The sequence below is a fragment of the Oscillatoria sp. FACHB-1406 genome (assembly GCF_014698145.1).
Lineage (GTDB): Bacteria > Cyanobacteriota > Cyanobacteriia > Cyanobacteriales > Spirulinaceae > FACHB-1406.
Window position 1 is genome coordinate 79,830 of record NZ_JACJSM010000025.1, and the last position, 9,091, is coordinate 88,920.

Sequence of the window (9,091 nt, forward strand, 5' to 3'; positions counted from 1 at the left end):
ACGAAACATTGAAATGTCCGATCGCATTTTACAAGCAGAAACGATCGCGGCGATCGCGTCGGCTATTGCCCCGGAAAGCGGTAGCATTGGTATCGTTCGCCTTTCCGGACAAACTGCCCTCGAAATTGCCCGTCGTCTCTTTTTTGCCCCGGGAAAGCAACAGTGGGAAACGCACCGCATTCTTTACGGTAGCGTGCGAGAACCCCAGACGGGCGAAGTTATCGATGAGGCGCTGTTGCTACTAATGCTGTCGCCGCGTTCGTTTACCCGCGAAGATGTGGTGGAATTTCACTGTCACGGCGGGATTATTCCGGTGCAGCGCGTTTTGCAACTCTGTTTGGAGGCGGGGGCGAGGTTGGCGCAACCGGGCGAATTTACGCTGCGGGCGTTCCTCAACGGGCGCATTGATTTGACGCAAGCCGAAAGCGTGGCGGATATCGTTAGCGCGCGTTCTCCCCAAGCGTCTCGTATGGCGCTGGCGGGGTTGCAGGGGAAATTGGCGCAACCGATTCGCGAGGTGCGGGGGATTTGTTTGGATATTTTGGCGGAAGTTGAGGCGCGGATTGATTTTGAGGAAGATTTACCGCCGTTACGGGAGGCTGCGATCGCGCAAAATATAGCAGATATTCTGGATAAAGTCACCGATATTTTAGCAACCGCAGATCGCGGCGAACTCCTACGCAGCGGTTTAAAAGTCGCGATCGTCGGTCGCCCGAATGTGGGAAAATCGAGTTTATTGAATGCTTGGAGTCGGAGCGATCGCGCCATTGTTACCGATTTGCCAGGAACGACTCGCGATGTCGTCGAATCGAACCTCGTCGTCGGCGGCATTCCCGTGCAAGTTCTGGATACGGCGGGGATTCGGGAAACGGCGGATACCGTAGAAAAAATTGGAGTCGAGCGATCGCGCCGCGCCGCTGAATCTGCCGATCTCGTCCTCTTTACCCTCGATGCGACAGCGGGTTGGACTGCTGAAGATGAGGAAATTTACCAACAAGTGCGCGATCGCCCCCTCATCCTCATTCTCAACAAAATAGATCTCGCCCCAGATTCTACTACTCCCTTTATTCCAAAAAACGTGCAAATTGTCAAGACTTCGGCGGCTAATAATATCGGCATTGAAGCCCTAGAGCGGGCAATTCTCAACAGCGTGCGAGGCGGGACGATAACCGCAGCGAATGCAGACTTCGCCATCAATCAGCGGCAAGCAGCAGCCTTAACTCGCGCCAGAATGTCTTTAGAGCAAGTTCGACAGACCATTTGCGATCGCCTGCCTTTAGATTTTTGGACGATCGACTTGCGCGGTGCAATTGCTGCCTTAAGCGAGATTACCGGCGAAGAAATCACCGAATCGGTTCTCGATCGCATTTTTAGTCGCTTTTGTATTGGGAAATAATCTTCAGATTAACTCTTACCCTATTAAAAGGTGGTACGTTGACAAGCTTAATCTGAAGGGAAAAGAGAGCGATAAAATCAAGATCTACAAAATGTTTCAGGAATTGAGTTATCCCCGGTTTTAAGCTTGCTAATGTACTACTTTGTTAGGCAAAGCGTTAGATTGTCCCGCAATCCATCCTGTTGTCCAGGCACTCTGAAAATTAAACCCTCCCGTTACACCATCGATATCGAGAATCTCGCCCGCAAAATACAATGCCGGACACTTGCGACTTTCCATTGTTTTAAAATTGACTTCTTTTAAATCAATGCCGCCGCAGGTTACAAATTCTTCTTTAAAAGTACCTTTGCCGGTAATGGCGTAGCGCCCGCGCGTCAGTTCTTCAACTAATGCAGTTAAGGCTTTTTTCGAGAGTTCCGCCCACGTTGTTTCGGAATTGATGCCGAGGGAGAAAACAAAGCGCTGCCAAAGGCGTTTGGGAAGGGAAACAGGACAGTGGGCGGCGAGGGAACGTTTGGGAAATTGGGCTTTGTAATCGAGCAGGAGTTGGCGCAGGGTTTCGGGTGTATGGGGCGGAAGCCAGTTAATTTGGAGAGACATTTGATAGTTGCGATCGCGTAAAATTCTTGCCCCCCAAGCGGAGAGTTTTAGCACCGCAGGGCCGCTCAATCCCCAATGCGTTATTAATAATGGCCCGATTTGTTCGATTTTCTCTTTTCCGGTTTCGAGTAAGCGTAAGTGGACGGTTTCAACACTCGCACCAGCTAAATCTTTTAAGCGTGCATCGTTAATATTAAAGGTAAATAAAGAAGGGACGGGTGGGATGATTGTATGTCCTAATTCTTTTGCCCATTGGTAAGCATGGGGATTGCTGCCGGTGGCTAACAGGACGCGATTGCACTCAAGCGTTTCTCCATCTTTCAACTGGATTGTAAATCCTGCTTCTTCATTTTGAATTTTTTCTACCTTCGCCCCCGTTCGCAAAATAACGCCGGCATCGGCTGCTGCTTTTAACAAACAATTGACGATAGTTTCAGAATTATCGGTAACGGGAAACATTCGCCCGTCGGCTTCGGTTTTTAGCTTTACGCCGCGACGAGCAAACCACGCGATCGTATCTTGCGGTTGAAAGCGAGAAAAAGCGCCGCGTAATGCCTTACCGCCGCGAGGATATTGCTGTACTAAAAGGGCAGGATCGAAGCAGTGATGGGTAACGTTGCAGCGTCCGCCGCCGGAGATGCGAACTTTGGCGAGTGGAGTGCGTCCGGCTTCCAGTAATAAAACTCGCGCTTGGGGATGAGAAGTGGCGCAAGTAATGGCTCCGAAAAATCCCGCTGCCCCTCCTCCAATAACAACAATTTGTAAAGGTTTATTCACGATTTACTCTTCTCGATTCACTGCATTTTCAACCAACTAAACACTTGTTCTGGAGTGAGTTTAAGTTCGATGCCTTCGAGGACGGGCAAAGTCTCTTTATTTTCGCAAACAATGGGTTGGCGATCGCGCCCGAAAACCAAAACGCTAGCATCGTCAGGATCGAGAAACCAACCGAGTTCGCTACCGTTTTCAATGCAGTAAAGAATCTTGCCGATGACTTTATTAATTTTTTGGTCGGGAGAGAGGATTTCGATTATCCAGTCGGGCGGAAGTTCAAAGCGATCGGGGACTTCGCCATCGGGCAGAAAGGGAATATTTTGCCAGCGGAAGACGGCTAAATCGGGAACGAGAGACCGATCGCCGAAAGTGCATCGCAGTTCGGGAAAAGCGTAGGCGATTTTGTCAGGCTTAGCCACTTGATTAATGGCATGGCAGGTTTCGTATTGCAAACAACTGTGTCTTCCTTTCGGCATGGGTTTTTGAATGATTTCTCCGGCAATGAACTCACTAGCGGGTTTGGTTTCGGGGAGTTGCAGAAATTCTGCAAGGGTCAAGGGTTTGGCAGCGATGGCAATCATGGCTGAAAACGATTCAATTAATAAGTTTTTAGAGAGGTGTAGCTTTATTTTTTAGTATAACTTTGCTCTGTGAATATTATACCAAATTCAGTCTATCTTTTTGAAGTTGTCGTAAATTTTAGCATCATTCTATCTATCAACAGATAATTGTACTGAGCGCACAGCATTGACAGTCATCCATCTGTCTAGTTCCGTGGCTTGGTATCTTGTTGGACGTAATCGGTACTGATACGATATTCTCACTTGTTCTTCTTCTGTTTATCGACCTATAGAACAGTGGACTATATCGATGTACATCTGTCAGGACACAATGAAGGATAAAAAGCTAGAAATCAGAATCACCAGTTACAAGATGCGTCAATTAGAACAAGAAGCGCGTCGGCGTGGTATAACCAAATCAGAATTGATTAGAAGTTTGATTGCGCGGTTTCCCATTCCTGTGTCGTCGGGTAAGAGTACCTACATCCCGACCGCAATTCATCTCAACGCTGACCTGAGTAAAGGTTCAGCGTGAGGCTTCTTGGGGAGGAAGCTAACGCGCGATCGCGATCGAGCATAACATCAAGGCGATTGCCTTTAAGATGGATTGTTAAACCCGATCGCGTGGAGTAGAAAGGAAACAGACGAAATATGTGCCGTAACTTCAACATCTTCCTGAGTCCGGTTAAAATCGAACACTTTTTCTTTGTCAAAGATCCCGCGACGGGACAATACAAATTTCGCCCGCGCAGCGTCATTGCTGCGAATTTGCGCGATCGCATCACCTACGCCACCGCCGTTGCTGAAGATTGCTCCAAAAAAAGCACCAAAGCGGGCTACGATGCCGCAGGAATGGCGATCGGCACGATTTCCTTCAAAAACATCCTCGAAGGGTTAGAAGGGGCTAACAACGCGCAAAACAGCGAATTCACGCCCGCCGAAGTCGCCGAACTCACCGCTAAAATTCATCGCGAAGCGCTAACCGCCGTTAAAGTCTCTCGGGATGGCGGCGACTTGCTCAAAACCTGGGATACACTTCTCGATCGCGTCCACTTAGAAGATACCGAACTGCTTGTCAACTGGGAAACCCACGTTCGCCAAGCCTCTCAGGGCGATATGTACTCGGAAACCAACGCCCACCCCCACCGCGAACAACTGACGCGCGATACCGTTCGCATCTATCACCTCGCACCGGAAGGAATGCTCGGATCCAGCGATCGCCCGCGCCACCATGCCAGCGAAAGCCTATTCTACGATACCCACAACGGCGACATCAACGACGCAGCCCGCTACAAACGCTTCCTCATCTACGAAGGGTTTAACTTTACCTCCAACTCCGACTCCTGCGTCGAACCCGCCCTCAAACGCTTTTTGTGGCAACACCTGCAAGCCGATTCCCTGGCTGGAGCTTTATATCGCCTCGCCTACACCGATCCAGATTACCTCGATCGCAATACTGCCGCGATCGATAGCAGCGGACATATCGGCGGTTACAATCTCGGAACCGAATGGGCGCATCAAACCCTCGATGTCGTTTTGCAAGGCGACAAGATCGCCTTTCTTAAAGACGGGCAACCCATTCAAACCTTTACCCAACAAGGATTCCTGCGCGACGACGAACTTTCCAGCGCCGACGAAAAAATCTCCGAACTCCTCGCCCTCGCCGATACCCTCGCCCGAGCCAACGTCACCGAACTTACCCTAATTACCGCCCTCGTCGCTCGCATCCTCGAATACTCCAACCCCAAAAATAAATTCACCTTCCAATCTTTCACGCCCCTCGGACAACCGCAACCCGGATTCCTCGGCGGCGGAACTTATGCGATGGTACGCGGCGGAACCGAACGCGGCGGCGAAGAAGGCGGCGAAATTATCTTCTATCTCCCCAAACCTTACGATATTCGCAACTATAACCGCACCGCTTTTCTCTCCGCTTCCGAAGAAAATGCCCTCAAAGAACAAGTTGCCCTCCTCGATGCCAATGCGATCGCTGATGGTAAATTTGAGGTAGCTCGTCGCAGCGCCCAAGAAATGAGCTTTCTTTCTGAGCTTAAAGCCACCGCTTACATTACCGAAGGCGTTGCCCCCATTTACGACGTACTTCCTGGCGAATTAGTGGAAGTTAACGCCGATGGAAAAGTTCGTTTATTTAATATCTATCGCGGTGAAGAAATTCCCCTCGTTTCCATCGAACGCCGAAGCGAAACCGTAGAAAATGACGATCGCGCCCGCTACGAACGCCTCGCCCCCCTCAAAGTGTTTAAGATCGAATATCGCGATCTAGAAAATAATCCCGTTCCTTGCCCTTATAACAAGTACGGCGAAGAAATTATCGCCATTCAACCCCTAGCGCTACGCAAAAATACCGAAAAGTTATTTGAAGTCACCGCTGAGGGAAAAACGAAACTGCGGGAAGGGGCAACGGGGATCGGGCTGTTGATGGGAACCGACGACGAACAACTGCGACGCGATCGCATTAAAAAACTCCAACAAATTGTCACCGGAGCCGCCGGAACTTCCTTTTTAATTAATACCATCGCCGGTAACTTAGCGCGCAAACTCTGCCTCAATACCCTCCCTATTGTCAACCTCGATGGCTTCACCGGCTCCGATACCATTCCCCCTTCCATCGGAGCTAATACGTTATTCATTGCTAACTCAAATTCCGGCGGAACTTCCGATACAATTAAACTCACCCACGAACTCGCAAGCTTGCAATCTGTCGTGCCTCGTATCGAAGCAGAAACGAAGCGTCGCGATCCCAAACTGGCTGAGGTTATCGTCGCAAAAAGCCGCTTAGAAGAACTTGAAAATCTCCTTCAGCCCGACACCGAACGCCACAATTTACCGCCCCACCTCCAAGCTTTTATCGCTGAAAAAACGCCGTGGATTTACGTGGTAACGAATATCGAAGCTAGCGCCCTCGGTAATATCGGACGGGGGTTAGATGTCGCGATTCAACCCGCAGCAGGAGCGGGAATTACTAACTTACCGGAAGAGGAATGTGTCGGTTCTACTTTTGCGGCAATGGCTTCGCTACAATGGCAACTCGCACTCCATACTTATTTGGGAGAAGTTCGGGGCGATATTTCTGCTGAATATGCCGAACAAATTTATCGAGAATTATCGCGCTTGCCGGAGGTGACAGAACAAATTGTCAGCGATCCGGAACTGACGGCTGAGATTCAAAAGATGTGCGACGAACTCGTCGGCGGTAACTTTGATTTTGTCTATACCGGCTATTTAGATGGCGTTCCCGAAGAACAAGCCCACAAAGCCGCAGAAATGATTCAAGAAATGTTTGCAGGTTGGCATTTCTTCCAGTTCCAACACGGCAAATACGCGCATATGAAACGCCGCACTCGCCATACATTAGGTTCGATTTTAGGACATAACGTACCGCCGCCAAGTTGGCCGTTTTTCAATGCGCGGGCGATTAAATCGGCGAGCGAAATTGGACCGCGCGTGGCAACGTCCTTTTTTATCGCCCACGAAAGCGACAAAGAAACCTTGCAAAATATCCCCGATTATGCTCCGGATTTTGTCTTTACTTATCCGGCGGATAGCATTGTTCTTTATCCTTTTCAAGCGATTATTATCAGTCACTTGATTTCTTATTTCTGGGGCTTGAGAAAGAAAGAGATTGCGAAACAAATCGAAAGCTGGAATCAACCTTTTGTCGATATTTTATTAAAAATCGAAGCCAGGGCGACAGAAATGCCAGGAATGTTGCGTTCTGCTGTGGAAAGTCACGCGCAAACGGTTTTGACGGAATTTTTTAAAATGTGCGAAACGACGCATTACTTCGATCGCATTGAAGGACAGCGAAAAACCGCAATTCTCAATGGCTTATCGTTGCTTGCCGGGGAATTTCCGGGGTATCAATCGACTTATCGCGCGGGAGGATTTCTCAACGGCGAACCGGAAGTGATTCCACTTTGGGAACATCGCCGCCCGATAGAAGCGTTAAGCGATCGCGCATTTTTAAGCGTTTTCAAAGATATTGCCCTAGAATTGAGTAACGGCGAACAGGCCAAACAACTCGGCGATCGTTTCCTAGTTGATGAAAAGGGAATGACTGTCCTTAATCGAGTCGAAGTTCCTCGCCCTCACAACCGCAATCGCACAGTCTACGAATGCGACTATTTAATTGAGTACGAAGGCTTGGGAACGTTCTATGATGTCGAACCCGTTCACCCGCCGAAGATTGCCAAAGCGAAGAAGGGATGGCTTTGATAATGGATAATGGATAATTGACAATGGATAATGGATAACTAAGAGGCTATTTATAAAGCCAAATCGTACAGTATCCTAGGTTGGGTCGCTCTTCGTTTGACTCAACCTACCATTTTAAGCTTGCCAGCCCAGTGGAGTGGGCAAGGATGGACAATGAATCATCAATTGACTTTCTTCGTTATCAATTATAAATTATCCATTGTCCAATGGCACTGACTTAAGGCTGGTGGGCGCTGCCCACCCTACGAAATATCTCAATTATCCATTAACTTTCTTCGTTATCCATTGTCCATTATCAATTATCAATTACCTACCTTTGTCCGGTAACGATATAAGAAACGCGCTGCCCGATATTTGTAGCATGATCGGCCATGCGTTCAATATGGCGAATCACGAGTGCCATCAGCAATAAAGGCTCGACAACACCTTTAACATCGCGGGTGACGGCTAGAGTATGATAAACGGCATCGTAGGCATCATCGACGCGATCGTCCATTTCTTTGAGGGTTTGTCCCGCGATCGCGTCCAAATCGGCTAGGGCTTCCAAACTCGAAGCCAGCATCATCTGGGCGTGGTTTGACATGGTTTCCACTTCGTCAATACAGGGATGTACGGGATAAGGAAAAAGTTTAACGGATAATTCTGCCAAATCCTCCGCATAATCACCGATGCGCTCCAGATCGCGGACTAACTGCATAAAGGCACTAATCAGCCGCAAATCGCGAGCGACGGGACGCTGTAACGTCATTAACGTGGCGCAATCGCGTTCGATTTGGCGGTAATAGCGATCGATTTTTTTGTCTAAAGCTTTAACGTCGCGGGCGGCTTGTAGGTTTTTTGCAAATAAGGCTTGATGGCTGAGGCGAAACGATTGTTCGACGAGAGCGCCCATGCGTAAAACTTCTTGTCCGAGACGTTTGAGCGCCCGCTCGAAGTGAGTCGAGGCGGATTGTTGGTTGATTTGGGCAAACAGAGTCATCTGAATTTATGCTTTTTATGGAGGGATTTTTTTAAACGCGATCGAAGGTTTTGACTTTCGAGTAGATATACGGATAGAGCGATCGAATTATTAATAAAAACTTCGAGACTTCTGTCTGTCTCCATCGATACAATTCTCGAAATTGGTTCAACACGATCTCGACCGTTCTATTTAATCTTGGATAACAGTAGAAAGTTAAGATTAAATGATATCGGGTAATTTAATTTGTAGCCAAGCGCCTTTAGTTTGCGGGTGATTTTGGGCAGTAAGGTCGCTGCCGTGGGCTTGAACGATTTATCGAGCGATGGAGAAACCTAAACCACTGCCTCCCCGACCGAATAATGCCTGCGCGCGCTCGTCCGAGTAGGTGCGAGACCGAGAGAGAGCGCCGGGATACAGTCGCTCGAAGAGGTAAGCAAGATTGGCGGCTTGGAAACCACAGCCCGAATCAATAATGTTTATTATAATCCACTCTTTTTTTTCCGTCGCGCGGCGGGCAAGGAGATAAATATGGCTTCTAATAAGAAATGTCACAATCGTTAACGC

Annotated in this window: 7 protein-coding genes; 3 read left to right on the forward strand and 4 right to left on the reverse strand. The window is 48.7% G+C overall.

The window, feature by feature from the left end; all coding sequences use genetic code 11:
• Nucleotides 1-13: 13 nt before the first annotated feature.
• Nucleotides 14-1,396 carry a tRNA uridine-5-carboxymethylaminomethyl(34) synthesis GTPase MnmE gene (gene mnmE / locus H6G50_RS20140; RefSeq protein ID WP_190720386.1) on the forward strand — a complete coding sequence of 461 codons (1,383 nt, stop codon included), beginning with the start codon at nt 14-16 and terminating at the stop codon, nt 1,394-1,396.
• 129 nt (nt 1,397-1,525) lie between these two features.
• On the opposite strand, the gene H6G50_RS20145 is transcribed toward mnmE, so the two are convergent.
• Nucleotides 1,526-2,776, reverse strand: a complete 1,251-nt coding sequence (locus H6G50_RS20145; RefSeq protein ID WP_347239973.1) for an NAD(P)/FAD-dependent oxidoreductase — start codon at nt 2,774-2,776, stop codon at nt 1,526-1,528.
• 14 nt (nt 2,777-2,790) lie between these two features.
• The gene (locus H6G50_RS20150) at nt 2,791-3,351 is read right to left on the reverse strand and encodes a Uma2 family endonuclease (RefSeq protein WP_190720392.1); all 561 of its coding nucleotides are present in this window, start codon (nt 3,349-3,351) and stop codon (nt 2,791-2,793) included.
• Between the two features lie 310 nt (nt 3,352-3,661).
• Between H6G50_RS20150 and H6G50_RS24290 the strand changes: the two genes are divergently transcribed.
• Entirely contained in the window at nt 3,662-3,865 is a 204-nt protein-coding gene (locus H6G50_RS24290) for a ribbon-helix-helix protein, CopG family (RefSeq protein ID WP_277882710.1), read from the forward strand.
• 116 nt (nt 3,866-3,981) lie between these two features.
• On the forward strand, nt 3,982-7,566 hold the full coding sequence (locus tag H6G50_RS20160; protein ID WP_190720395.1) for a hypothetical protein: 3,585 nt from the start codon (nt 3,982-3,984) through the stop codon (nt 7,564-7,566).
• A gap of 310 nt (nt 7,567-7,876) precedes the next feature.
• On the opposite strand, the gene phoU is transcribed toward H6G50_RS20160, so the two are convergent.
• Together phoU and H6G50_RS20170 are read right to left on the reverse strand one after the other, a co-directional pair.
• Nucleotides 7,877-8,545, reverse strand: a complete 669-nt coding sequence (phoU, locus tag H6G50_RS20165) for a phosphate signaling complex protein PhoU (protein WP_190720398.1) — start codon at nt 8,543-8,545, stop codon at nt 7,877-7,879.
• Between the two features lie 294 nt (nt 8,546-8,839).
• The coding region (locus H6G50_RS20170) for an ATP-binding protein (protein ID WP_206756585.1) at nt 8,840-9,091 on the reverse strand (252 nt) is incomplete at its 5' end.

Excerpts from the sequence above, each read along its gene's own strand:
- mnmE (WP_190720386.1), top strand. The coding sequence starts at position 14 with ATGTCCGATCGCATTTTACAAGCAGAAACGATCGCGGCGATCGCGTCG.
- H6G50_RS20160 (WP_190720395.1), top strand. The coding sequence starts at position 3,982 with ATGTGCCGTAACTTCAACATCTTCCTGAGTCCGGTTAAAATCGAACAC.
- phoU (WP_190720398.1), bottom strand. The coding sequence starts at position 8,545 with ATGACTCTGTTTGCCCAAATCAACCAACAATCCGCCTCGACTCACTTC.
- H6G50_RS24290 (WP_277882710.1), top strand. The coding sequence starts at position 3,662 with ATGAAGGATAAAAAGCTAGAAATCAGAATCACCAGTTACAAGATGCGT.
- H6G50_RS20150 (WP_190720392.1), bottom strand. The coding sequence starts at position 3,351 with ATGATTGCCATCGCTGCCAAACCCTTGACCCTTGCAGAATTTCTGCAA.